Origin of the sequence: Paenibacillus sp. M2, assembly GCF_046713495.1 — a bacterium.
Classification (GTDB): domain Bacteria; phylum Bacillota; class Bacilli; order Paenibacillales; family Paenibacillaceae; genus Paenibacillus; species Paenibacillus amylolyticus_B.
Genome location: NZ_CP169648.1, coordinates 4,304,014 through 4,328,947, shown reverse-complemented (window position 1 = coordinate 4,328,947; position 24,934 = coordinate 4,304,014). Strand labels below are relative to the sequence as shown.

Here is a 24,934-nt window from a genome sequence, read left to right as displayed (position 1 = left end):
AAGCCAAAGAGCCTCATTATCCATGACTGGATGGTGGGGCTCTTTGTTGTACCTTTTGACATGGTGACCACTCAGGATTTGAAAATGAGATCCATAAACCTGTTGGCAGCCAGAGAGATCGGCATATTGCGTTTGGTCATAATCCCCACATGGGAAGGGGGGAGCGGGACATCAAGTTGAATTTCAAAGAGAGAACCTTCCTCCAACTCCTTGGAGATAAACTCACGTGTGACATAGGAAATACCCAGTCCTCGACGCGCAAACTCAATCAACAGATCAACGCTACCAACCTCAATCTCAGGCTTCAACGTGTAATTATAGCTGTTAAACAACTCAGTTATAGCCATCCGAACCCGACTGTTCCGGGAGAAGAGGATCAGTTGATGCTCCAGAAGCATCTCAAGTGTCATGACTTTGCCTTTTAACTGAGCATAACGCTCTCCAGCTACAAAACAGTCTTTTAACTGAATGCTTTCCCTGACTTCAAGCTGTGGATCAACAATGGGCATCCGAACAACACCGAGATCAATCTTGCCTTCTTTCAAAAACGTAATGACTTCCGGCGTGGTTCCATGACTCAGATGTAGCTTGATATTAGGGTACAAGGTGTGGAATTCCTCCAGATACGCCAGCATGTAATGCTTGAACAGGGAGTCACTGCCACCAATTCTCAATTCACCATTGTCGAGATTCTTCAGTGCGGCCATTTTTTCTTCCGCAAGTGAGATTAGAATCTGGGATTGTTCAATATAGGAGTATAGACTGGCACCTTCCTGTGTCAACGCTACACCCTTGGAATTTCGATAAAACAAGGTGAGACCAAAGCTCTCTTCCAATTGCTTAATGGCATGACTGACGCTGGGTTGAGTGATATACAATGCTTTCGCAGCCTGTGTCAAACTTCCCGTTTTGGCGGCCCAATAAAAGACTTTATATAGTTCGTAATTTGTAGTCATAGATGTGGTCTATAGCTCCTGTGAAATATATTAATTACTTGTATAGCTATAAAACGTATTATAGTGTAACTACAACAAAGAAACCAGAGTTACTTGGAAGGAGAACGGTGAGATGGAACCAACTACCATTGTTTTATTTGGTGCTACTGGCGATTTAGCCAAAAGAAAAATATATCCTGCCTTATATAACTTATATCTTGAGCAGAAGCTTCCTGAAACCTTCTCATTGATTGGTCTGGGGCGTAGAGAGTGGTCTGATGAATTCTTTCAGGCACAAGTGGAAAAATCATTAAATGAATTTTCCAGACGCCAAGCGGATCCTGAAGTTGTGAAGTCATTTGTGAAAGCTTTCCGCTACAGTGTATTGAATATAAGCCATAAGGAAGATTATATAAAGCTGTTGGGATTAGTTGAACAAAGAGAAGCTGAGCTTGGCATTCCGTCCAATCGCTTGTTTTATCTCTCGGTTGGTCCGGAATTTTTCGAACCGATTGCCGAGAACATTCAAGAAAGTGGACTGGGTTCCACAGAGGGCTGGAAACGCCTCGTCATCGAGAAGCCATTTGGTCACGACCTACAGTCCGCCAGAGACCTTAATCGCAAATTAAGCGAATCGTTCACGGAGGAAGAGATTTATCGGATTGACCATTATTTGGGCAAACCGATGGTACAGCGTCTGGAGACGTTGCACCAGAGTAACCCAATCATGAAGGCGTTATGGAATAACCGTTACATCTCCAATGTGCAAATTACGGCGAATGAGACTGTAGGTGTCGAAGAACGTGCATCCTATTATGATCATGTTGGTGCAGTGCGAGACATGTTCCAGAATCATATGTTGCAATTGCTCATGATGATGGCGATTCAGCTTCCATACAACAGTACTTCCGAAAAAGTTGGATTGAAGAAAAAGCACATCATGGAATCGATCCAGCCGTTACAAAAACAAACTGTGGGCGCAAACATCATCCGTGGACAGTATGCAGAAGGCAGCATTCAAGGTAAACCGGTCAATGCTTACGCTGCTGAACCGGGTGTAGCCGAGAAGACGATGAATGACACATTCATTGCTGCCAAATTGCAAATTGATGATTTCTTCTGGCGTGGTGTTCCGTTTTACATTCGCACGGGTAAAAGAATGAAGGAGAAATCAACACGTATCGTGATTGAATTCAAAGAACCTTCAGGACAGACAAATGTGCTGAAAAACAAAGGTTCCAAGCCAAACCTGCTCGTCATTGAGATGAGTCCGGATCAGAGCATGACATTGCAACTGAATGCAAGTGATCCTGAGAATAAAGGTGAATTCAAACCGGTTCATATCGATCTTTCTCCGGATAAAGGTGACCTTGCGGAAGCTTACGAGAATCTGATTCGTGATGCTTTGCTGGGTGATCCAACATTCTTTGCCCACTGGGATGAAGTAGAATTGTCATGGGCATGGGTGCAACCCATTCTGGATGCATTCCAGGAAAATCTGTTGCCACTTCACCTGTATCCTGCAGGTAGCTATGGTCCGGCTGAATCAGATGTTATGCTTGAAGAAGATGGTCACCATTGGTGGTTTGATGAGCCGGCGCATCAGGAGTGTGTAGTTACAAATAGCATACCCTTGGCGGTTAATGCAAATCTTTAAACCATAAAAAAAATTATATCTGGAGGTAATTAAATCATGAAATTTTTTATCGATACAGCTAACGTGGAAGATATTCAAAAAGCATACAAAATCGGCGTATTGTCTGGTGTAACAACAAACCCATCTTTGGTAGCCAAAGAAGGCGTGAAATTCGAAGATCGTATTGAAGAAATCTTGCGTTTGGTACCTGAAGTGGAGTCCGTTTCTGCGGAAGTGACACCAGATGCCCTTACTGCTGAAGATATGATTGCACAAGCGAACGAATTGATCAAAATTAACAACAGCGACAAAAACATTACGATCAAATTGCCAATGACACTTGCAGGACTTGAAGCTTGCCGTTACTTGACCAAAAAAGGTGTGAAAACCAACGTAACGTTGATCTTCACTGTGAACCAGGCGCTTCTGGCTGCTCGTGCTGGTGCGACATATGTATCTCCATTCCTGGGACGTCTTGATGATATCTCTGAGGATGGCGTACAATTGGTTACCAAAATTGCTGAATTGTTCCGTACACATAACCTGGATGCACAGATTATTGCGGCTTCCGTAAGACATCCGGATCACGTTACACGTGTAGCGATGGCTGGAGCACATATTGCTACTGTTCCATTCTCCGTTATTGAACAGATCTCCAAACACCCGCTGACAGATCAAGGTATGGACAAATTTGCAGCGGACTGGAAAAAAACAGTACAATAATCTATAACCATTCATTCGTTTCAACTTACTATATAAATAATGGAGTATTGGGAGGACATAATGAGTAAACAACAGATTGGTGTTATTGGATTGGCAGTAATGGGTAAAAACCTGGCTTTGAATATTGAAAGTAAAGGGTTCTCGGTATCGGTATTTAATCGTTCCCCAGAGAAAACCCATGATCTTCTTAAAGAAGCAGAAGGTAAAAACCTGACAGGTGCGTTCACAATTGAAGAATTCGTGGAATCCCTGGAGTCTCCGCGCAAAATTCTGATCATGGTACAAGCAGGTAAAGCAACAGATGCAACGATCGAACAACTGCTTCCTCATCTGGATCAAGGCGATATTATTATCGACGGAGGTAATGCTTACTTCCCTGACACACAACGTCGCAGTAAAGAACTGGAAGAAAAAGGTTTCCGCTTCATCGGAGCAGGTGTATCCGGTGGTGAAGAAGGCGCACTGAAAGGCCCGGCAATCATGCCAGGTGGACAGGAAAGTGCTTATCAGTTGGTAGAACCGATCCTGACAGCGATCTCCGCCAAAGTGGGCGATGACGCTTGCAGCACATACATCGGACCAGACGGTGCTGGACACTATGTGAAAATGGTGCATAACGGTATCGAGTACGGGGACATGCAGTTGATTGGTGAAGCTTATCACTTGCTCAAATCCGTATTGAACGTTTCCGTTGAAGAGTTACATGAGATCTTTACTGAGTGGAATCAAGGGGAGCTGGACAGCTACCTGATCGAAATCACGGCAGATATCTTCTCCAAATACGATCCAGAAACAGGTAAACCAATGGTTGACGTTATTCTGGATGCGGCTGGACAAAAAGGAACAGGTAAATGGACAAGCCAAAGTGCGCTGGATCTCGGCGTTCCATTGTCCATGATTACGGAATCCGTATTCTCCCGTTTCCTGTCTGCCATGAAGGACGAGCGTGTAGCAGCTAGCAAAATCCTGAGTGGACCAGCAACTGAAGCATTCTCTGGCGACAAAAAAGCGTTCATTGAGAACGTGCGTAAAGCATTGTTTGCAAGTAAAATCGTATCCTATGCACAAGGATTTGCACAAATGCGTGCAGCTTCCGATGAATACGGCTGGGATCTGAAATACGGCAACATTGCCATGATCTTCCGTGGCGGCTGCATCATCCGTTCGCAGTTCTTGCAAAACATTAAAGAAGCATATGACAAAGATGCAGAACTCAAAAACCTGCTCTTGGATCCTTACTTCCAAAACATCGTTGAATCTTATCAAGGTGCATGGCGTGAAGTTATAGCGGCTGCTGTAAAACAAGGGATTCCGGTACCTGGCTTCTCCAGCGCTCTTTCTTACTACGACAGCTACCGTACAGAGCGTTTGCCAGCAAACTTGCTGCAAGCTCAACGTGACTACTTCGGTGCTCACACATTCAAACGTGTGGACAAAGAAGGTTCATTCCACTTCCAGTGGATGGACACAAACGAGTAATTTTAATTCCGAAAATATAGCATTCCTGCAGTTGTCCTTGAATTTAGCTATTCAGGGCAGCGGCAGGGATGCTTTTCTCGTTAATGGTTCGAATTTGAATATCATCAAATTGTAATAAAATGTACGAATCTGGGTTTGGCAAACAGATGATCTGACCCTTCAACTACGTTATACTTGTTCAGACGGAATTACATCCGTGATAAAAATTCAGCATACAACTTATTGACGTGGAGGTTAGACCGGGCATGTTTGTATTAGTGGGTATATTGTTTTTAGTGATATACGGTTTATTAGTGTTCTACATAGGCTGGAGCGGTTGGAGTTGGATGAAGCCTATCGTGTCCGCCAGATTTCGATGGTTTTATATTATAGCGCTTGTATTCCTTGCCGTTTCCTTCATTTTGGCACGGGTATTTGGAAGCATTTCGTTCCTCGGAATCATCGGTTCTTACTGGCTGGCGATTTTCTCGTTGTTATTGTTGATCCTGCCCGTCGTCCACCTGACGATGTGGTTGCTGAGATTAACTCGTATTCCTAGACATCACACACAGAAATGGGCGGGTGTCGTTACGCTGGTGCTGTTAGTGTCCACAATGGGGTATGGAATTTTCAATGCTTACAGCCCGGTAGTGAGAACATATAATATCCAGATTGATAAAAAAGTAGAAGGTGTAGACAAGCTTAACATTGTCATGGCTGCCGATATGCACTTCGGACTTCTATCTGGTCCCGCACATGCCAAACGCATGGTGGAGGAGATTAATGCTTTGAAGCCGGATCTGGTACTGTATCCTGGAGATATTATTGATGACAATCTGGATATGTACCTTAATAGCGGAATTGCCGACATTATCAGTGAAATTCAGGCCCCATACGGTGTTTATGCTTCTCTCGGGAATCACGACAAGTTTGATGGTCCGATTGAAGATCTGATCGCTGCGCTGGAGAAGAGCAACATGCAAGTTCTGTACGATGACAAGATTGTCCTGGATGACAAGATCACTCTCATTGGACGGAAAGACCGGACAGAGAAGGATCGTGCAGAAGTGGCTACTTTAATGCAAAATACGGACTTGAGCCAACCGGTACTTATGATGGATCACCAGCCATATGATCTGGATATTGCGGAACAGAACAATGTAGATTTGGTGGTATCCGGTCATACTCACCGCGGTCAGATTGCACCTGCTCAGTTCATCACACAGGCTATTTACGAGAATGATTGGGGCTATCTGCAAAAGGGTTCCATGCATTCCATCGTAACCTCCGGATTTGGATTCTGGGGACCTCCAATTCGTACAAGCAGTCGTTCGGAGATTGTGCAGATTAATGTGACGTTCCAGTAATGATGAAGGCCCTTCGAGAGAAGGGCCTTTTAATAACTATAGTTTAACCATTTTCTTGGATTTGAAGTTCCATTCGTAGACTTCCCCTGTGTACATGTGGATGTAGTAAAGGCCATAAGTCACTTCATACGTTTCTCTGTCTGAGAATGAACGCATTACATAAAAATCTCCGTCTTTGGATTCCTCTCCAACAGTTAGGCTATACATTTCGATTTCTTTCTTAATTTTTTTATATAACAGTTCAAACGCTTCATTCCCTGTTAGTTTAACTAATGGTTGTTTGCCAATGTACAGATTGTTAGACTTTAAAGCTACGTTCTCACCAAGTGCAGTACTTATGCTTCTAACTGGTACATATGTAGTATTGTTATAAGTTATTGCATTAGCTGTCGACTTCTTTGTTCCATCTACATAAATATTTACTTTCTGTAGTAAAGCTTTTATGGGCGTTCCTGATGCTGCATAAGCTGTAACTCCTGTAAGCATTGATCCAATTGTGATACCAATGAGTAATCCTTTTACTTTGTCCCTCACGAATAAATCCCCTTTATCTAAAATTACTTCCTTCAATTAAATCATTTCTCTATTTAAGGTGAAAAATCCTTCAAAACATTTACTTTAGTTATAATCTCATTCAATTCAAGCGATGAGTCGTTGGGAATATTTCGTTTGAATCTGCTCCAAAATGTGAATACTAAAGCATATGCACCCTTAAACGTGGAAGCTTAGGGAGAAGACTCATGTAAGGGAATGAAGTGTAATAGCAATAGTAGTATTTTTGGGTTGACACCGTTTTCAGGTTATGATAAATTATATCCGAGGCTTGTTACCGGTAATGCGGGCAAAACCACTATGGAAATGATTTTATTATTTCTGTTTTGGTTTTGCCCTTTTTTATTCCTCAAAAAAAACCAGGTGGGTCCATAATGATTATTAAACAGATATTTAATAACAATATTGTCAGTACCGTGGATGACAAAAATCAGGAACTGCTGATCCTCGGCCGGGGTATCGGATTTAAGTTCAAAGCAGGCGATGAGATTGATGAAGAGCGGATTGAGAAGGTATTTCGTCTTCAGGATGCATCGATTTATGAGAAATTCAAATCCATCGTAGCTGAAGTGCCGATTGAGATTCTGCAGGCAACAGATGATATTGTGACACTGGCACGAACGCAATTGAACAAAACCATCAGTGACGGGATCTACGTCTCGCTGTCTGATCACATTCACTTTGCTGTTCAGCGCTTGGAAAAAGGAATGATTACTCGTAATCCACTTTCTTGGGAAGTTCAGCACTTCTATAAGGCGGAGTATGATGTGGCCAGAGAAGCACTGACCTTGCTGAAGGAAAGATTGGATATTGAGTTTCCCAAAGATGAAATCTGTAATATTGCCTTACATTTCATCAATGCGGAAGTCAATGATTCCATGAACGATGTCACCCATCTAATGCAGCTGCTGCAGGAGATTATGAATATCATCAAATATCACTTCAATATCGAATTGGATGAAGATAGCGTCAATTATTTCCGCTTCATCACCCATTTGAAATATTTTTGTCAGCGTGTCATTACGCATTCTTCACATGATGATGCCGAGGAGTATTTGTATGAAGTGGTTCGGAAAAACTATCCGGAGACATTCAAATGTATTGGCAAGGTCGAGACTTTTATCCATAAAAACTATCAGTATGACATGACTCACTCTGAGCAGTTATATCTAACGCTCCATCTGGAACGTCTGATGAAAACCAAGCGGGATGCTTAAAGTCCACGCAATAGAATGAAATTACAACTGTATACCCTATGGGCTTGTTACTGTTCAATCAGGCAATACCCGAATGAGATGGCGCCACATTTTTGCGCTGTATTCATTCGGGTATTTTTTATTGGAAAAATGAGGAGGAAAACATCATGAAACATCAAGAAGCGGCACAGGAAATCATCAAAGCCGTTGGGGGAACTAAAAATATCAATTCAGTGTATCACTGTGTTACACGTTTACGTTTTGATCTGAAAGACAACGATAAAGTCGATAACGGTTCACTCAATAAACTGGACAAAGTCATGGGTACGAACATTTCGGGGGATCAATTCCAGGTCATTATCGGTAATGATGTGGCAAAAGTATTCGATGCTATGGTGAAGGAAAATCCAGCAATCCAGCAAAGTACAGAAAATAAAGAGCCAAAGTCGGATAAAAAACAAAATGTAGTACTGAAAATTTTTGAAACAATCGCAGGTGTCTTTGCTCCGATGCTCCCAGCGATTACCGCGGCAGGTATGCTCAAAGGATTACTTGCCCTGTTCGTGTCATTGGGTTGGATGTCTGCTGGAACGGATACGTATCGTATTCTTTCAGCCATCGGTGACGGCGTATTCCACTACTTGCCTTTACTGATTGCAGTCAGCGCGGCTCGTAAATTTGGCAGTAACCCGTTTGTTGCGATTGCACTAGGTACAGCACTCATGTATCCAGACATGACAGCATTGTTATCTAGCGGTGAATCGGTTGGGTTCCTGGGAATCCCGGTTACGGCTGTAAGTTATGCTTCATCGGTTATCCCGATTCTTCTTGCAGTATGGTTGATGTCCTACGTTGAGAAATGGGTTGATCGCGTTATCCCTGCTGCACTCAAGCTATTGCTTGTGCCACTGATTACCTTGCTTGTCATGGTTCCGGTAACGCTGATTGCGATCGGTCCATTGGGTACATTTGTAGGTAGCGGATTGTCCGGCGGCATCAACTGGCTGCTGAATGAAGGCGGATTGATTGCAGGTATTGTTCTGGGCGGCGCGATGGCGCTCATTATTATGACAGGAATGCACTATGCACTTGTGCCGATCATCCTGAGTAATATCGCTACACTGGGCTTTGATAAATTCTTGCCACTGACCTTTATCTCCAATATGGGTCAGGCTGGTGCGACACTCGGCGTATTCTTCCGGGCAAAAGATAAAAAACTCAAAACCGTGGCATTATCAACGAGCTTCACAGCACTCATGGGTGTAACGGAGCCGGCTATGTACGGCGTAAACATGAAATACAAAAAACCATTTGCTGCAGCGATGATTGGTAGCGCAGTAGGTGGTGGATTCGCTCTAGCTTTTGGAGCGAAAGCGTATGTGCTTGCGGGTAACGGTGGTCTCCCGGGACTTCCTTCCCTGATCGGTCAAACGTTCTGGTATTCCTTTGGAGGTATGATTTTGGCCTTTGTCGTCGGTACGATTATGTCTACAATATTTGGTATCAAAGAAGAAGAAGGAGACGCTGAGGCGTTGGCTCAATTCTCACCAGGTGCTTCTTCTGCACCAGCGAAAGTAGCTTCCAATGACGCCGCAACCGTGAACCTGGAAGACATGGGCGATCCAACACCAACGAGTGATGCAGTAGCTGTTGCACCGATGACAGGTAAATCCATCCCACTCAAAGAAGTCAATGACCCAACATTTGGTGATGAATTGATGGGTAAAGGTGTGGCATTTGTTCCAACGTTGGGGGAATTGGTATCTCCAGTGACAGGTACCATCATGAATGTGTTCAAAACAAAACATGCGATCGTTGTCCGTAGTGATAACGGAATGGAATTGTTGATTCATGTTGGAATTAACACGGTGAAGCTGCGTGGACAGTACTTTGATGCACATGTTGCTACAGGAGCACGTGTACAAGCTGGAGACAAGTTGCTCACATTTGAACTGGCCGAGATTGCCAAAGAATACGATATTACAACCGCTATGGTTGTTACCAATACGGCAGATTACAAGCAGGTTCTACCTGTGAAATTGGGCGAAATCACGATGGGTGAAGACGTCTTGAAAGCTGAAATCTAAACCATCTTAGGACTAATAGACAAATTCAAAAAAAGAAGGAGAGATACGGATGATGAATCGACAAGGGTTTCCGGAAGGTTTTCTGTGGGGCGGCGCTATTGCCGCCAATCAGGCTGAAGGTGGATTCGATGCTGGCGGCAAAGGATGGTCGACGGCCGACATGGTTCCTTATTTTGAGAAAAAGGACTACACCAACCTTAGAGAACTGATGCATGTTACCAGTGCAACGGTTGAGAAAGCAATGGCACATCATAGCGCGGAAGGTTATCCGAAGCGTTACGGGATTGATTTTTACCACCGTTTCAAAGAGGATATTGCGCTGTTCGCCGAGCTGGGCTTCAAGACATTCCGACTGTCCATCAACTGGCCGCGTATTTTCCCGAATGGTTATGATGCCGAGCCAAATGAAGAGGGATTGCGTTTCTATGACGAAGTGTTCGATGAACTCCGGAAATACGATATCGAACCACTGGTAACACTTTCGCATTATGAGATGCCTATGGCACTTGTACTGAAATATAACGGCTGGGCTGGCCGTGAAGTGATTGGACATTTTGTGAGATATGCGGAAACCGTAATGACCCGGTACAAAGACAAAGTAAAATACTGGTTGACGTTTAATGAGATTAACACGACCATTATTGAACCGTTCACAGGCGGAGGTATTATTGAAGACCGGGTGGAGAATACGATGCAGGCTTCCTATCAGGCACTTCACCATCAATTTGTAGCCAGCAGCCTGGTAACAGAAAAAGCACGTCAGATTAACCCGAACTTCCAGATCGGATGTATGCTTGCACGCATGATTCACTACCCGGCGACATCGAAGCCAGAGGATGTGCTGCAAGCACAGATCGATAACCAGCTGAACCTGCTGCATACGGATGTACAAGTTCGTGGTAGTTATCCAACGTTCATGGCTCGGTATTGGGCAGAGAACGGGATTACGATTGCCATGGAACCAGGGGATGAGCAGATCCTGCGCGAGCACACGGTTGATTTCATCTCGTTCAGTTATTACACATCCTTGGTGTCCGCAGTAAATCCAGAGGAATATGGAGTGACGGGTGGTAACCTGTACAGTACAATTAAGAACCCGAATCTGGAGCGTACGGAGTGGGGCTGGCAGCTTGATCCGATCGGTCTGCGTGTTGCACTGAAAGAGCTGTATGATCGTTATCAATTGCCACTGTTTGTGGTGGAGAATGGCCTTGGCGCGAAAGATACGGTTGAAGCAGACGGTTCCATCAACGATGATTATCGTATTGATTATCTGAGAAAACATATTACACAAATGAAAGAAGCCGTTATGGATGGTGTGGAGCTGATGGGATATACCAACTGGGGAGCGATTGATATTATCAGTGCATCCACTTCGGAAATGTCCAAGCGTTATGGCGTGATTTACGTGGATCAGGACGACAACGGACAAGGCACATTGAATCGATATAAGAAAAAGAGCTTTGGTTGGTACCAAAAAGTCATCGCCTCTAATGGTGGAAACTTGGAATAAATTAATCTAAAGAGGCACCCCAGGCGTAGCTAGTGTTACGTCATCGGGGTGCCTTTTTAATATCATCTCGCAGGATTCTCATCAGCGCTAATGGCACTTCAAAGTAAAAAGGATGACTTCATAACATACTGGATGGTATACTGTGATCGTATTGGGGGAGGGATAACCATGAAGAAGCCTATTATTGCTGTAGATATGGATGACACGATATGTCATCTGGTCAAGCGGGCCATATATCACAACAATCTCAACTTCCCGACCCATCCGTTGCGGTATGAGGATATGATTCATTGGGATACATCTCATTTGCGTCATCCAGAGAGCACGCACGATGTATTTTATGGTCGGCCGGGTCTGTTCGAGGAATTGGAATTATATGACGAGTATGTTGTAGATGAGATGCGAAAGCTGAACGATGCTTATGATGTCATTGTCGTGACGGCAGCAGAACCAAAAACAGTCGTTGAGAAGTGGAACTGGCTTCAGCAGCACATGCCTTTTATAACCGCTGAACAGTTTATTACATGCAAAAGAAAAAACTTGCTCGGTTTCGATCTGCTCATTGATGATGGAGCACATAATCTGATTCCCGCGCATGAGGATGGCAAAAAGGTTATCTGTATCCCGCATCCGTGGAATATACAGGAGCGTGAGCGATACAACTTTCCGTTGATGTCTTCATGGAAAGAAGCCAAGGCATACATAGATGAAGTGTTACAGGTTGTTAGTGTCTGAAAGTTAGTTAACCTTATTGTCCAGAGTGCAGTGCTCTGGATTTTTTGCGATAGGCGAGAGGTGTTTCACCTGTTATTTTTTTGAATGCGGCATAGAATGAATCCATATCCCGATATCCGACCAGCTCTGCAATCAGGCTGACTTTGTGCTGTGAATTCTTTAGAATTTCGCAGCTTTTTTGTATGCGCAGATGTTGCAGGTGGCCGCTAAAGGTCTTTCCGGTATGCCGAAGAAACATTCGTCCAATTTGCTTCTCGCTCCAGCCCGATACACGGACCAGATCAGACATCCGAATACGATTGCTTACGTGTTGTTTGAGATAATGAAGAATGTAATCAAAACCGGTGGAATAATTCTCTACATCATGTTCCTTTTGATAAAGTTGTCTGTAGGTCATCAATACCAGCTGGCTCACCAGGGTGTATAACATGGTAGAGGAACCGATTCCCGGAACGGAGGATTCACGGTACAGCTTCACCATTAGTTCTTCAATCCGGTCGTTGTGATCCACAACGGATATATAAGGAACTTGATTTTGTCCCAGATTCATCAGATGTTGAATGATTTCTTTTTCCTGAATGATGGCTGTCAGCGTGTTGATCAAATCAGCATTAAACAGACAATTATATATAATTAATGGATGCTCGGTTACGTTTGTGCTTACAGGACGAAAGACATGAGGAACGCCAACAGGAATGACAAACAGCATGCCTTTTGTCACGGGAATGATATCTTCACCGATATGATGAAAGCCCTTTCCTTCGGCAACATAGCTATACTCAATAAATTCATGTGCGTGAAAAGGAAGCACAAAATCTTCAGAGCAACGATTGACAAAAAGTTGCAGATGATTATGTAGAAAGTATTCGCTTTTCATGAGTTGTACAGATGAATTCACAATGCAACCTCCTCGCACAGATGGCTGAATTACCGGATGAAATAGTCCTGATAACCGGGTATTTAAGGCAACAGGATCGATATAATTATATCGTAACCCCGAATGGGAAGCCAAGATGGAAAGGACGATCTGCTAATGTTCAACGTGAGTCACCTTCGCTGTGAGTATAGGAACAATCCGATAGGCCTTGATGTCAAATCACCGCGTTTAAGCTGGCAGCTGCAATCCGATCGTCGGAACTGCATGCAATCCGCATACCAGATTCAGCTGTCATTGACGGAAGATTTTGATGGAATTGCATGGGATTCTGGCGAGATAACTACGGATCAATCCATACATGTGGAATTAAACCCGTTTCAGCCTTCTCCGCGAACGCGATACTATTACCGGATTCGGGCATGGGATGATGCAGGAAATGATTCGGGTTGGTCCGAAACGGCTTATTTCGAGATGGGACATATGGACAGCAACAACCGCTGGCAAGCGGAATGGATTACAGCTCAACCAACGGACGATACGGGAACGTCATGCCCACGTATGCGCAAGCAGTTTAATGTAAAACAACCTGTTACGTCTGCCAGAATATACGTAACAGCACTTGGATTATACGAGTTGCATATGAACAACACAAGAGTAGGAGAAGATTATTTCACACCTGGCTGGACCTCTTATCGTAAGCGATTACAATATCAAACCTATGATGTAACTCATCTACTTCAGGATGGGCAGAACATATTAGGCGCTTATCTAGGTGATGGCTGGTACCGAGGATATCTTGGCTGGAACAAAGAACGGGAGATATTTGGTTCAACGTCCGCATTGCTGCTGGAACTGCATATGAAATACGCAGATGGATCAGAGGAATGTATTCTCTCCAATGGGGAGTGGACGGCTGCTTCAAGTGCCATTCGTATGTCGGACATCTATATGGGTGAGACGTATGATGCACGAATGGAGTCTGATTGGTCGGATTCATCTCAGACGAATTGGGCACCTGTGAACGTTCTGGATCATCCCAAAGATATCATCGTTGCGCAGGAGAACGTACCCGTCACCCAAGTAGAACAGCTACAGCCAATCGCTTTGTTAACAACCCCACAGGGAGATCGTGTAATAGACATGGGACAGAATATGGTGGGATGGGTTAGATTTAGCATTCAAGGTGAGGTTGGTCAGACGGTTGAGTTGCACCATGCTGAGATATTGGATCATGAAGGCAACTTCTACACCGATAATCTTCGCGCCGCCAAGCAGTGTATTCGCTACACTTGCAAGGGGGATGAAGTGGAAACATTTGAGCCGCATTTTACGTTCCAAGGATTCCGTTATGTTAAACTGGTTGGCTTCCCGGAACACGTTAGTCTGGATGAATTCACCGGAATAGTGCTGCACTCGAATATGGAGCAAACAGGTCAGTTCTCATGCTCCAGTCCCCTGGTGAACCAACTGCATCACAATATATTGTGGGGGCAAAAGGGGAATTTCCTTGATGTGCCGACAGACTGCCCACAGAGGGATGAACGGCTCGGGTGGACTGGTGATGCACAGATGTTTGTCCGCACGTCCTCCTACCTCATGAATACGGCGCCTTTCTTCACCAAGTGGTTGCGGGATCTGGAAGCGGATCAGGGAGAAGATGGAGGTATTCCATTCTTCGTTCCGGATCTGAGAAGTTCCACGTCGGAAGGATGGGGTGACACCAGTCATTCCTCCGCCGCTTGGGGTGATGCAGCAGTCATCTGTCCTTGGACTATCTATGAGATGTATGGGGATACGAGATTACTGGCTGAACAATATGAGAGTATGAAGCGGTGGATCGGGTACATTCAGGTGCAGGGTGACAACCCATATCTGTGGAACACGGGGTTCCACTTTGGCGATTGGCTGGCACTGGATTCCAAGCCTGATAGTTATGTTGGCGCAACGGACAAGGACTATGTGGCAACTGCATTCTATGCCTATTCGGTTTCGTTAACTCAAAAAGCGGCTGAGGTACTTGGAAAGACAGATGATGCTGAATATTACAAAAAGTTGCATACAAACATTGTTCTTGCGTTTAATAATGAATTCGTCACTCCAGCCGGCAAAATTGCTGTTCCCACGCAAACAGCACATGTTCTTGCCCTCCAATTTGATCTGTTGGACACCACTGCCCGAACTCGTGCTGGCGAACAATTGGCAAAACTCGTGAAAGAGGCGGGCAATCATCTTACTACAGGCTTTGTGGGTACACCTTATCTGAATCCGGTATTGAGTGATGCGGGTCTTCACGACCTGGCTTATACATTACTTTTTCAAGAGGATTATCCGTCCTGGTTATATCAGGTGACTCAAGGCGCAACGACGGTCTGGGAACATTGGGATGGGATCAAAGAGGATGGAAGTCTCTGGAGTGCTGATATGAACTCATTTAACCACTATGCGTACGGTGCGATTGGAGAATGGTTGTATCGTTATGTTGCTGGCATCCGGTCCGATGAACATCAGCCAGGATTCCGAATGGTGCATATCGAGCCGCAACCCGGACCTGGACTGGATTGGGTGGAAGCGAGTCTGGAGACGATGTATGGTCAAGTTGCTTCAAGCTGGCACCGGCTGGCGGAGGGTGAAATGGAGATTCGGGTGCATATTCCCGCCAATACGAGAGGTACTGTTCGTCTTCCTGGAGCAGGTGCACAGATCGTTTTGGAGCAAGGGAAACCGTTGGATCAGATGAGTGGAGTTCAGGATATTCAAAACATTGGAGACGATGTTGAAGTCACACTTGGATCTGGGAGTTACCGATTCACGTACAAAGTCACGGATGCGAAAAAGTAACGAGATATTCAACAGTCTGCATTGACAGAGTCCGTATAATGATAGAATAAGTGGTAAGCTGTACAGTTGAAGAGGATCTGCACACACGCAGGTCCTTTTTCGAACTTGTCTGAGAGTGAATTTGTAGTTTTTGAACAATGAAAGGAGCATGACCATGGCAAAACCTGCATTCAAAGATGCGCCTTTACGTAGTGAAATAGAGGATTTGGCTAAGAAACAGGATCACCATACATTGGCCTATTGGGCTGCGGAGTGTGCGGCACGTGCTTTGTATATATTTGAGAAAAAGACGGAGGATCTCCGCGCCCGTGATGCCATTGATGCAGGAAGAGGTTGGATCCGTGGAGAAATTGCCATGGTTGATGCTCGAAAGGCGGCTTTTGCAGCTCATGCTGCTGCACGAGAATTGGATAATGTCGCTGCCTCTTCTGCATCTCGTGCGGCGGGGCATGCAGCTGCAACGGCCCATGTGAAAGACCATGCGGTGCATGCCGCAACGTATGCAGTGAAAGCTATCTTTTATGACTGTTTGATGGAAGAGCAAGAACGTCGTGTCCTGGAAGAGAGAACGTGGCAATATCAATATCTGTTGGGAGGATGTAATGATCATGGGGAAAGAACAAGTTAGATTAATTAAACCATCACGAGCTTATAAGGAAGCATATTTGGCATTTTATGAAGACTGGGTCAGAAGTGGAGAGTTGATGGTACCGTGGGTCATTTCCAAAGATCCTTCTGCGTTTGATGAGATGTTGGCGTTTTTGCAGCGCAATGAACAAGGGATCGACATCCCGGAAGGCTGGGTCAAAGACAGTACATACTGGCTGATCACGGAGAGTCAACAAATTGTGGGTGCCGTCAATATAAGGCATGAGCTTAACGACAAATTGTTCAACAGTGGAGGGCATGTTGGATATGGTATTCGTCCTGGAGAGCGGCAAAGTGGCTATGGTTTCGAAATTCTCAGGCTGTCTTTGGAGAAAACGAGAGAGCTAGGAATCTCCAAAGTATTGGTTGTATGCGATGCGGTTAATGAGCCATCCAGAAGGGTTATCCTTCGAAATGGTGGCATCAAGGATGTAGACTATATAGAATCCAATGGCAACGTTGTTGAACGATTCTGGATAGAAAATGTCGAATAATGCAGAATAATGGTGTAATATAACGAAAATAATATGGATTATGATTGTATTACCCTCGTGTGCTGATTAAAATGAAGCATAGAATCTGGATTGCGGCCGGAAACTATCATCCCATATCAGGCACAAGTGAGGTTATCTTTATGAATCAACCGGTTAATCGGCCCCGGCGAATTGAGTATCTGGATCTCTATCGTGCTTTTGCCATTATGGCAGTGGTAGCGATCCATGCGACTTCAACAGCAGTTGCGCATTACCCCAAGAATACATTAGATCATGATGTGTATTATTTCTGGAACACGTTTTTGCAATTTGCCGTTCCAGCGTTCCTGTTCCTGTCATCCCTGGTCTTGTTCTACAACTACAGCTCCAAGGTGAATGAGAAGGGGTGGATGCTCGCTTTTTATAAAAAGCGTTTATTCTATGTATTTGTACCCTATGTGGTGTGGTCCCTTATCTATTTTGCCATTAAACAGTTGCTTGCGGGCAAAGAACCTTTGACCCATGGTGTTCAATTTGCCAAACAATTAGTGATGGGAACCGCTCATACGCACTTGTACTTTTTTCTGATTATTCTTCAATTCTATATCGTTTTTCCGTGGCTTCTGTCCCTTACACGCCATCGTTTGTTTAATCGTTATTTGCCATTATTCTTTATTGCGGGTCAAGCGATCTTTTATGCACTACATTTGCAGTTTCACTTCGAACGGACAGGAAGTTTGTTACCCAGTTATCTGATCGTGATTGGATTTGGCGCATGGGTTGGGCTGAACTTTGAGTGGGCATTAAAGAAACTGTATACTCACCGTTATGTACTTATAGCTGCGTTATTGAGCGGAGGTGCCATTTTTATATATGGTAATGCTTATATCAAAACCGCTTTTGCTGCATATCCGGTGGTAACCTATACCGTGCTGTTCCTGTTCCGAAATCTGTTTACGTTGTCAGCCTGCTTGCTCCTGCTGATCTTTAGTGAACGATTGGGCGCAGGAAAACATACGGAAGTTCGTAAAGCTACGCATGTTCTGGATTCCTTGGGTACAGTTGCGTTTGGTGTGTTTTTAATGCATCCCCTCGTACTGCTCTTCTGGAGACGTGAATTTACAGATGACCTGGCTCGACACTTCAGCGTGGGTATCATCCTATCTTATGTTGGTGCTCTCCTGATCTCATGGATCTGCGCAATGGGATTGCGCCGGATGAAGTGGGGATGGGTCCTGATCGGACGGTAAGTATAAGTAAACATATGTAATTTAAGATAAGAGATTTCAAGCCCTCACGCATTGAGGGATTCACTTGAAACCTCTTTTTTATTTGCACTAAAGGAGGTATCATAGAGTTTAATGTCCATAAAATTGAATTAATGGAATGAACGCTACCTTGTCAGGAGTGATCGAAAATGAAATTAGTGATTATTTTTGGCCCACAGGCTGTGGGCAAGATGACGGTGGGGCAAGAGCTGGAGAAAATAACAAAGCTAAAATTGTTTCATAACCACATGACGATTGAAATGGTGTCTCCTTTCTTCAGCTATGGTACACCACAAGGCAAAAGACTGGTGAGTCTGTTCCGTCAGGAGATTTTCGAGGAAGTGGCGAAGAGTGACCTGCCGGGTTTGATTTTCACATTTGTGTGGGCTTTGGACGCGGAGTCAGATGGTGAATACATCCGTAAGATCAGTGAGTTGTTTACATCCCAAGGGGGTCAGGTCTGTTATGTGGAATTGGAGGCCGACGCATCGGAAAGACTAGAGCGCAATAAAAGTCCGCATCGCCTGCTACACAAGCCAACAAAACGTGACATAGCTTGGTCTGAGCGAGATTTACTTGATACGATGAAGCTATATCGACTGAACTCGGAACCGGGAGAAATCAAGCATGAGCACTACATACGGATTGATAACACACACAAGAGCCCGGATGAGGTGTCAAAGTTAATTCAGGAACGATTTAATTTATAACCTGATGAAACGTTTATCTTAGCAGGGTAGATATGTTATATGAGAGGGGCATTACATCATGTACTTTGTTTTATTTTTGCTCATAGGACTTGTTTTATGTTATCTGATCCCATTCGGTCCGATTTTGGCTGGGGGTATTATTTTTGCACTCGTTGTGGACCAATACCGCCAGACGATGCATATGCGTGAAGATATCCGAGACATCAAGAATCATCTGGGACTAATGAACAAAGGCGAAGCGCAAGAGTACGAGTTGGATAAAGAATACACGCAAGTTGATCGTTTGGATTCAGAACAGATGGACATGATTAATCGAAGAATTGAAGCGGATCTGGAGAAAGAAAGCAAAAACAATAAACCGTGAATCCCTGTAAAATAATTCTTGATTTGCTCACTCCTGTGAGTATATATACCTAGATCGGGAGTCATGCTAATACGATATTAACTTTATGTTGCACTGTGTAGAAATTTGTAATATTATGAGGGAAGCGCGTACAACATATCGGGTTGTAACTGTTGAATCAGGCAAAGCCGTATACCTTGAGAAAAGGGATTGGTTTGTCTTTTTCTGTATATTGGAGTGATAAAGTGAAAATCGAGAAGGTGCTGAACAATAATGCTGTAGTTGCGATGAATGACGAACAACAGGAAGTTATTATCATTGGCCGGGGGATTGCTTATCAGAAGCGGGCGGGTGATATGGTTTCCGAGCAGCATATCGATAAGATATTTACTTTACAGAATGAAGATATTCAGGAAAACTTCAAGGCATTAATCTCAAGCATTCCTTTGGAATACATGAAAGTATCCGAGGAAATCATCGCTTACGCCAAGCTAAAACTTGGCAAGAAATTAAATGAGAGCATCTACTTACATCTCACAGACCATATTCACTTTGCCATTGAGCGGTATCGTAAGAATCTGCCCATACGCAACGGTTTGATCTGGGAGACAAAGCAGTTATACAAAGAGGAATATGAAGTCGGAATGGAAGCGCTCAATATGATCTGTGATCAGTTTGGTGTGATCTTGCCCGAGGACGAAGCCGGTTTTATGGCACTTCACTTTGTCAATGCAGCGTTGAATGAGGAAATGCCCAACATCAAGAGTATGACCCAGGTCATGCAAGAAATCTTGACAATCATCAAGTATCATTTCAAGATTGATTTTGATGAGAACTCACTGACATTTTATCGCTTTGTGACGCATTTGAAGTTTTTCGCCCAACGTTTGGTGAAGGGAAAACATTACAAGAGCAACAACGATGATGAACTGTTCCTGATGATTCAGAAAAAGTATCCGGCAGCGCACAAGTGCTCGGAGAAAATCAAGAAATTCATTGAAAGCAACTACACGTATCAACTAACTGACGAAGAATTGATGTACTTAACGATCCATATTGAGAGAGTTGTGAATGCAACTTCTGAATAATCCCATAGATCAGCTTGCAGGGTTGCAACCACTAGGGCAAAACCTGAACGCTTGAATGACAGAACATACCGTTAACCGGATGTTCCATACATTCAGATGTTCAGGTTTTTTTATTCTCTCCAATATGCTTCGAATCCGTGTCTAGCCAGAAAGGAAGAAAAGACTTCATGAAACACGAGCAATTAGCCAAGGACATTCTGTCTGGCGTTGGTGGTAAACAGAACATTAACAGCGTAGTGCACTGCGCTACCAGACTTCGTTTCAAATTAAAAAATGACAATAATGCCAAAACAGACGAACTCAAAAATCTACCTGGAGTCATAACGGTAATGCAAAGCGGGGGGCAATACCAGGTAGTTGTGGGTAACGAAGTGTCTGATGTGTATAAAGCCTTGTTACATGTGGGTAATATGAATGCGGATGAACCGGTCTCAACTGATGAGTCAGAATCTTCCGGTAAAAAAGAGAGTCTCTTGGGTCAGTTTATCGACTTGATCTCGGGTGTATTTACACCAATTCTCGGATTGCTTGCTGCAACTGGGATGATCAAAGGTTTCCTGTCCATGTTTACTTCTCTCGAATGGCTGGACCCGGCTTCAGGAACATATCAATTGTTGAACGCTGCAGGAGACTGTCTATTCTACTTCTTCCCAATCTTCCTGGGTTACACAGCTATGAAAAAATTCGGTGGATCTCCATTCCTCGGGATGGCCATCGGAGCATCACTTGTATATCCGACCTTATCCGGTCTTAGTGGTGGGGAACCGCTCTATACGCTGTTTGCAGGCACATTGTTTGAATCACCGATTCATATCACGTTCCTGGGTATTCCCGTTATCTTGATGAGTTATTCCTCATCCGTAATCCCGATTATTATTGCTGCTTATTTTGGAGCAAAGGTAGAAGCATTCTTCAAAAAGGTCATTCCATCTGTTGTGAGAACGTTCCTCACGCCATTTTTTACCATTCTGATTGTTGTACCTGTAACATTCCTCTTGATTGGTCCAATCGCAACATGGGCAAGTCAGCTGATTGGTGCCGGGGTATCGGGCATCTATGACTTGAGTCCGTTGGTAACTGGTATTGTTGTTGGTGGATTGTGGCAAGTATTGGTTATCTTCGGGTTACACTGGGGTATCGTACCAATCATGTTGCTCAATCTGTCCACTCTGAAAGCAGATCCGATTCTGGCGATGATGTTTGCTGCTTCTTTTGCTCAGATTGGTGCCGTTCTTGGGGTTATGCTTAAAACGAAAAATACCAAACTCAAATCACTGGGTGTTCCTGCCTTTGTGTCCGGGATTTTTGGTGTAACTGAGCCTGCTATCTATGGTCTTACTTTGCCACTGAAAAAACCATTTATTATGAGTTGTATTGCTTCTGCAACCGCTGGTGGTATTATTGGCTTTGCAGGTTCCAAAATGTTTGTATTTGCTTCAGGAGTCTTTGGTGTTCCAGCGCTGATTAGTCCCATAGAAGGGATCAACTATGAATTCTGGATGGCCATGATTGCCACTATCATTGCTTTTGTACTAGGTTTTGTTCTCGTTTATTTTGTAGGATTCAAAGATCCTGCTAATCCAGAGGCTGCCAAACAGGCTCCAGAGCCAGTAAAAGAAGAGAAGGCAGCACTTGAGCCTAATCCGAACAATCGTTACGAAATTGCCAGCCCAATGACGGGTGAGGTGGTTCCTTTGCAAGAAATTAACGATGCTACATTTGCTGGTGAACATATGGGTAAAGGGATTGCTATTCGTCCAACCAGTGGGAGAGTTGTATCTCCGATTAATGGTGTGGTACAGACGATTTACCGTACCAAACATGCGATTGGACTTGTAGATGATCAAGGTGTAGAGATTCTGATCCATATTGGTCAGGATACGGTACAGCTCAAAGGTCAACTTTTCACTGCCCATGTGAAAGATGGAGATCGTGTGAGTGTTGGCGATCTGATCGTTGAATTCGATCTGCAAGCCATTATTGAGGCGGGTTATGAGACCGTAACACCGATTATTGTAACTAATACGGCTGATTATTTGGACGTGGTTGCTACAACAAATCGTGAAGTGCAAGAAAAGGATAAATTGGTTACGGTTATTGGTTAATTCTGCTTTAGTGCGTATTTATAAATGTGAACATCATGAAAAAAAAGGGACCATTTCGATACTTTCGAAGGGGTCTCTTTTTTCATTTTTGGTCACTCCAATGTATTTGTGGAATTAATAAAAATAAGTGTTGCAAACGTAGTTCAGATGTACTATGATGAGTTCAAGAAGTAAGCGCATACAACAATCGGATTGTAACTGTTCAATCAGGCAATGCCGACCATCCTTAGTTCATAGGGTATGGAATGTAACTTACTTTCGTTATCCAAATAATTAAATACCAATGTGTACAGCCTTACAGGGTTGCAACCGTTAAGGGCAAAACCTGAATTGCTGAATAACACGACTGATTTCCGGACGATCCGGTATGTTGTGTATGTTCAGTGGTTCAGGTTTTATTTGTTTCAAAAGTCATGGGGAGTCTACTTAGAGAGGGAGAATTACAATGAGCAACTACGATCAATTAGCTAAGGACATTCTGTCAGGTGTAGGTGGTCGCGAGAATGTGAACAGCGTATTCCATTGTGTAACAAGACTGCGGTTTAAACTGAAAAATGAAAGCGTAGCCAAAACGGAAGAACTTAAAAATCTGCCAGGTGTTATTACTGTCATGCAAAGTGGTGGACAATATCAGGTCGTTATCGGCAACGAAGTGCCGGATGTATATAAAGCAGTTGTTAAGGCGGGGAATTTCCCAACCGAAGGTCAGTTTGAAGAGGAAGCAGACAACTCAGGCAAGAAAGTTGGATTGTTCAGTCGATTTATCGACATGATCTCCGGTGTGTTCACACCATTACTCGGTTTGCTGGCTGCAACAGGTATGATTAAAGGTTTTACAGCGATGTTTTTATCATTCGGATGGCTTACGGATACTTCCGGAACGTATCAACTGTTGAATGCAACGGGTGACTGTCTGTTCTACTTCTTCCCGATCTTCCTTGGTTACACGGCAATCAAGAAGTTTGGCGGTTCACCGTTCCTGGGTATGGCGATAGGCGCCTCGTTAGTTTATCCTACGTTGTCTGGGTTGACTGCCGGGGATCCATTGTACACTCTGTTTGCAGGTTCATTGTTTGAATCACCGATTCACATCACGTTCCTGGGGATTCCGGTCATTCTGATGAGTTATTCAACATCGGTTATTCCAATCATTATTGCTACTTTCTTCGCTGTTAAAATTGAAAGATTCTTCAAAAATATCATTCCTAAAGTCGTAAGCACGTTCCTTGTTCCATTCTTTACTTTACTCGTTATCGTTCCAGCAACGTTCATTCTTATTGGTCCAGTATCCACATGGGCGGGTCAGTTGATTGGGGCGGGAGCAACAGGTATCTACGAATTAAGCCCAGTTATTACTGGTTTGGTTATTGGTGGATTGTGGCAAGTGTTTGTATTGTTTGGTCTTCACTGGGGACTTGTTCCTGTCATGCTTCTTAACTTGAGTACATCTGGTGCTGACCCAATAATTGCAATGTCATTCGCAGCTTCCTTTGCACAGATTGGTGCTGTGCTTGCAGTGATGTTCAAAACAAAGAATACGAAATTAAAATCTTTAGGTATTCCTGCATTCATATCGGGTATCTTCGGTGTAACTGAGCCAGCCATCTACGGTCTGACACTTCCACTGAAAAAACCGTTTATCATGAGCTGTATTGCAGGTGGTATCGGTGGCGGTATTTTGGGATTAGCTGGTTCGAAATTATACATCTTTGGTGGACTGGGAGTATTCGGGTTCCCAAGCTTCATTAATAAAGCTACAGGTGTTGATTCCGGATTCTATATGGCTCTGGTGGCATGTGGCATTGCATTCATCCTTGGTTTTATTCTGACGTATGTGGTTGGATTCCAAGACAAAGTAGAAGCTAAACCAGCTCCAGTACCTGTACTTGATCCAAATCCGAACAGCAGATACGAAATTGTAAGTCCAATGGCTGGTGAAGTCGTTGCACTGAAAGATATTAATGACGTAACGTTTGCAGGAGAGCACATGGGTAAAGGGATTGCAATTCGTCCAACCAGCGGTAGAGTGGTATCTCCAATTACGGGTATTGTTCAAACGGTATATCGCACGAAACATGCCATTGGTCTTGTAAGCGATGATGGTGTAGAGATGCTGATCCATATTGGTCAGGATACGGTGAAGCTGAAAGGTGAACATTTTACAACCCATGTGAAGGACGGAGACCGTGTTAACGCAGGTGATTTGATTGTTGAGTTTGACCTGCAAGCGATTAAGGATGCAGGATATGAGACGGTTACACCGATCATTGTCACGAATACTTCCAATTATCTGGACGTTGTAGGAACGAAAAATGCATCTGTTCATGAGAAAGATAAATTGATCACGGTATTAAGCTAATTGAAATTACAGATGGTTTAGGA

The 24,934-nt window shown here is 43.9% G+C and carries 20 protein-coding genes; 17 read left to right on the top strand and 3 right to left on the bottom strand.

The window, feature by feature from the left end:
- Positions 1-71: 71 nt before the first annotated feature.
- Positions 72-956 (bottom strand): LysR family transcriptional regulator, encoded by an 885-nt coding sequence (locus tag ACETMN_RS19480; protein WP_036672843.1) that lies wholly within the window; start codon positions 954-956, stop codon positions 72-74.
- 112 nt (positions 957-1,068) lie between these two features.
- Here ACETMN_RS19480 and zwf point away from each other — a divergent pair, with 112 nt between their 5' ends.
- The 4 genes from zwf (at position 1,069) to ACETMN_RS19460 (ending at position 6,119) form a co-directional block, all read left to right on the top strand.
- Positions 1,069-2,592, top strand: a complete 1,524-nt coding sequence (zwf, locus tag ACETMN_RS19475; protein WP_411734966.1) for a glucose-6-phosphate dehydrogenase — start codon at positions 1,069-1,071, stop codon at positions 2,590-2,592.
- Positions 2,593-2,628: 36 nt separating this feature from the next.
- Positions 2,629-3,294 (top strand): fructose-6-phosphate aldolase, encoded by a 666-nt coding sequence (gene fsa / locus ACETMN_RS19470; RefSeq protein WP_091020607.1) that lies wholly within the window; start codon positions 2,629-2,631, stop codon positions 3,292-3,294.
- Positions 3,295-3,354: 60 nt separating this feature from the next.
- Positions 3,355-4,773: an NADP-dependent phosphogluconate dehydrogenase gene (gene gndA / locus ACETMN_RS19465; RefSeq protein ID WP_091020603.1), complete on the top strand. Its 1,419-nt coding sequence runs from the start codon at positions 3,355-3,357 to the stop codon at positions 4,771-4,773.
- A 245-nt stretch (positions 4,774-5,018) separates the two neighbouring features.
- Entirely contained in the window at positions 5,019-6,119 is a 1,101-nt protein-coding gene (locus ACETMN_RS19460; RefSeq protein WP_091020601.1) for a metallophosphoesterase, read from the top strand.
- 36 nt (positions 6,120-6,155) lie between these two features.
- Here ACETMN_RS19460 and ACETMN_RS19455 read toward each other — a convergent pair whose 3' ends face one another.
- Positions 6,156-6,689 (bottom strand): stalk domain-containing protein, encoded by a 534-nt coding sequence (locus tag ACETMN_RS19455; protein WP_091020600.1) that lies wholly within the window; start codon positions 6,687-6,689, stop codon positions 6,156-6,158.
- A 356-nt stretch (positions 6,690-7,045) separates the two neighbouring features.
- Here ACETMN_RS19455 and licT (ACETMN_RS19450) point away from each other — a divergent pair, with 356 nt between their 5' ends.
- The 4 genes from licT (ACETMN_RS19450) to ACETMN_RS19435 all read left to right on the top strand — a co-directional run bounded on the left by licT (ACETMN_RS19450) (position 7,046) and on the right by ACETMN_RS19435 (position 12,202).
- A complete protein-coding gene (gene licT, locus ACETMN_RS19450) occupies positions 7,046-7,888 on the top strand; it encodes a BglG family transcription antiterminator LicT (RefSeq protein ID WP_091020598.1) in 843 nt (280 codons plus the stop codon).
- Positions 7,889-8,034: 146 nt separating this feature from the next.
- Complete coding sequence (locus tag ACETMN_RS19445; protein WP_091020596.1) at positions 8,035-9,954, top strand: beta-glucoside-specific PTS transporter subunit IIABC; 1,920 nt, start codon at positions 8,035-8,037, stop codon at positions 9,952-9,954.
- Between the two features lie 49 nt (positions 9,955-10,003).
- Positions 10,004-11,467: a glycoside hydrolase family 1 protein gene (locus tag ACETMN_RS19440; protein ID WP_091020595.1), complete on the top strand. Its 1,464-nt coding sequence runs from the start codon at positions 10,004-10,006 to the stop codon at positions 11,465-11,467.
- A gap of 168 nt (positions 11,468-11,635) precedes the next feature.
- A complete protein-coding gene (locus ACETMN_RS19435) occupies positions 11,636-12,202 on the top strand; it encodes a 5' nucleotidase, NT5C type (RefSeq protein ID WP_091020593.1) in 567 nt (188 codons plus the stop codon).
- 13 nt (positions 12,203-12,215) lie between these two features.
- On the opposite strand, the gene ACETMN_RS19430 is transcribed toward ACETMN_RS19435, so the two are convergent.
- On the bottom strand, positions 12,216-13,100 hold the full coding sequence (locus ACETMN_RS19430; protein WP_091020592.1) for an AraC family transcriptional regulator: 885 nt from the start codon (positions 13,098-13,100) through the stop codon (positions 12,216-12,218).
- A 102-nt stretch (positions 13,101-13,202) separates the two neighbouring features.
- Between ACETMN_RS19430 and ACETMN_RS19425 the strand changes: the two genes are divergently transcribed.
- The 9 genes from ACETMN_RS19425 to ACETMN_RS19385 all read left to right on the top strand — a co-directional run bounded on the left by ACETMN_RS19425 (position 13,203) and on the right by ACETMN_RS19385 (position 24,911).
- Positions 13,203-15,917, top strand: a complete 2,715-nt coding sequence (locus ACETMN_RS19425) for a family 78 glycoside hydrolase catalytic domain (protein ID WP_411734965.1) — start codon at positions 13,203-13,205, stop codon at positions 15,915-15,917.
- Positions 15,918-16,071: 154 nt separating this feature from the next.
- Positions 16,072-16,545: a putative immunity protein gene (locus tag ACETMN_RS19420; RefSeq protein WP_091020589.1), complete on the top strand. Its 474-nt coding sequence runs from the start codon at positions 16,072-16,074 to the stop codon at positions 16,543-16,545.
- Positions 16,520-17,059, top strand: a complete 540-nt coding sequence (locus ACETMN_RS19415; RefSeq protein WP_091020587.1) for a GNAT family N-acetyltransferase — start codon at positions 16,520-16,522, stop codon at positions 17,057-17,059. Before ACETMN_RS19420 ends, ACETMN_RS19415 begins: the two co-directional genes overlap by 26 nt.
- Positions 17,060-17,130: 71 nt before the next feature.
- The gene (locus tag ACETMN_RS19410; RefSeq protein WP_411734964.1) at positions 17,131-18,288 is read left to right on the top strand and encodes an acyltransferase; all 1,158 of its coding nucleotides are present in this window, start codon (positions 17,131-17,133) and stop codon (positions 18,286-18,288) included.
- A gap of 167 nt (positions 18,289-18,455) precedes the next feature.
- A complete protein-coding gene (locus tag ACETMN_RS19405; RefSeq protein WP_091020584.1) occupies positions 18,456-19,016 on the top strand; it encodes an AAA family ATPase in 561 nt (186 codons plus the stop codon).
- Between the two features lie 58 nt (positions 19,017-19,074).
- Positions 19,075-19,380 carry a hypothetical protein gene (locus ACETMN_RS19400; RefSeq protein WP_091020583.1) on the top strand — a complete coding sequence of 102 codons (306 nt, stop codon included), beginning with the start codon at positions 19,075-19,077 and terminating at the stop codon, positions 19,378-19,380.
- A 224-nt stretch (positions 19,381-19,604) separates the two neighbouring features.
- Positions 19,605-20,447, top strand: coding sequence for a BglG family transcription antiterminator LicT (licT, locus tag ACETMN_RS19395; protein ID WP_074095537.1), 843 nt, complete (start codon positions 19,605-19,607; stop codon positions 20,445-20,447).
- 167 nt (positions 20,448-20,614) lie between these two features.
- A complete protein-coding gene (locus ACETMN_RS19390) occupies positions 20,615-22,552 on the top strand; it encodes a beta-glucoside-specific PTS transporter subunit IIABC (protein WP_091020581.1) in 1,938 nt (645 codons plus the stop codon).
- A gap of 445 nt (positions 22,553-22,997) precedes the next feature.
- Positions 22,998-24,911, top strand: a complete 1,914-nt coding sequence (locus ACETMN_RS19385) for a beta-glucoside-specific PTS transporter subunit IIABC (protein WP_091020580.1) — start codon at positions 22,998-23,000, stop codon at positions 24,909-24,911.
- The last annotated feature ends 23 nt before the right edge of the window (positions 24,912-24,934 follow it).

Coding starts and splice junctions, on each gene's coding strand:
- ACETMN_RS19445 (WP_091020596.1), top strand. CDS start 8,035: ATGAAACATCAAGAAGCGGCACAGGAAATCATCAAAGCCGTTGGGGGA.
- ACETMN_RS19385 (WP_091020580.1), top strand. CDS start 22,998: ATGAGCAACTACGATCAATTAGCTAAGGACATTCTGTCAGGTGTAGGT.
- ACETMN_RS19420 (WP_091020589.1), top strand. CDS start 16,072: ATGGCAAAACCTGCATTCAAAGATGCGCCTTTACGTAGTGAAATAGAG.
- ACETMN_RS19415 (WP_091020587.1), top strand. CDS start 16,520: ATGATCATGGGGAAAGAACAAGTTAGATTAATTAAACCATCACGAGCT.
- ACETMN_RS19400 (WP_091020583.1), top strand. CDS start 19,075: ATGTACTTTGTTTTATTTTTGCTCATAGGACTTGTTTTATGTTATCTG.
- fsa (WP_091020607.1), top strand. CDS start 2,629: ATGAAATTTTTTATCGATACAGCTAACGTGGAAGATATTCAAAAAGCA.
- ACETMN_RS19410 (WP_411734964.1), top strand. CDS start 17,131: ATGAAGCATAGAATCTGGATTGCGGCCGGAAACTATCATCCCATATCA.
- ACETMN_RS19440 (WP_091020595.1), top strand. CDS start 10,004: ATGATGAATCGACAAGGGTTTCCGGAAGGTTTTCTGTGGGGCGGCGCT.
- ACETMN_RS19435 (WP_091020593.1), top strand. CDS start 11,636: ATGAAGAAGCCTATTATTGCTGTAGATATGGATGACACGATATGTCAT.
- ACETMN_RS19425 (WP_411734965.1), top strand. CDS start 13,203: ATGGGAAGCCAAGATGGAAAGGACGATCTGCTAATGTTCAACGTGAGT.
- ACETMN_RS19480 (WP_036672843.1), bottom strand. CDS start 956: ATGACTACAAATTACGAACTATATAAAGTCTTTTATTGGGCCGCCAAA.
- ACETMN_RS19405 (WP_091020584.1), top strand. CDS start 18,456: ATGAAATTAGTGATTATTTTTGGCCCACAGGCTGTGGGCAAGATGACG.
- ACETMN_RS19460 (WP_091020601.1), top strand. CDS start 5,019: ATGTTTGTATTAGTGGGTATATTGTTTTTAGTGATATACGGTTTATTA.
- zwf (WP_411734966.1), top strand. CDS start 1,069: ATGGAACCAACTACCATTGTTTTATTTGGTGCTACTGGCGATTTAGCC.
- ACETMN_RS19390 (WP_091020581.1), top strand. CDS start 20,615: ATGAAACACGAGCAATTAGCCAAGGACATTCTGTCTGGCGTTGGTGGT.
- licT (WP_091020598.1), top strand. CDS start 7,046: ATGATTATTAAACAGATATTTAATAACAATATTGTCAGTACCGTGGAT.
- gndA (WP_091020603.1), top strand. CDS start 3,355: ATGAGTAAACAACAGATTGGTGTTATTGGATTGGCAGTAATGGGTAAA.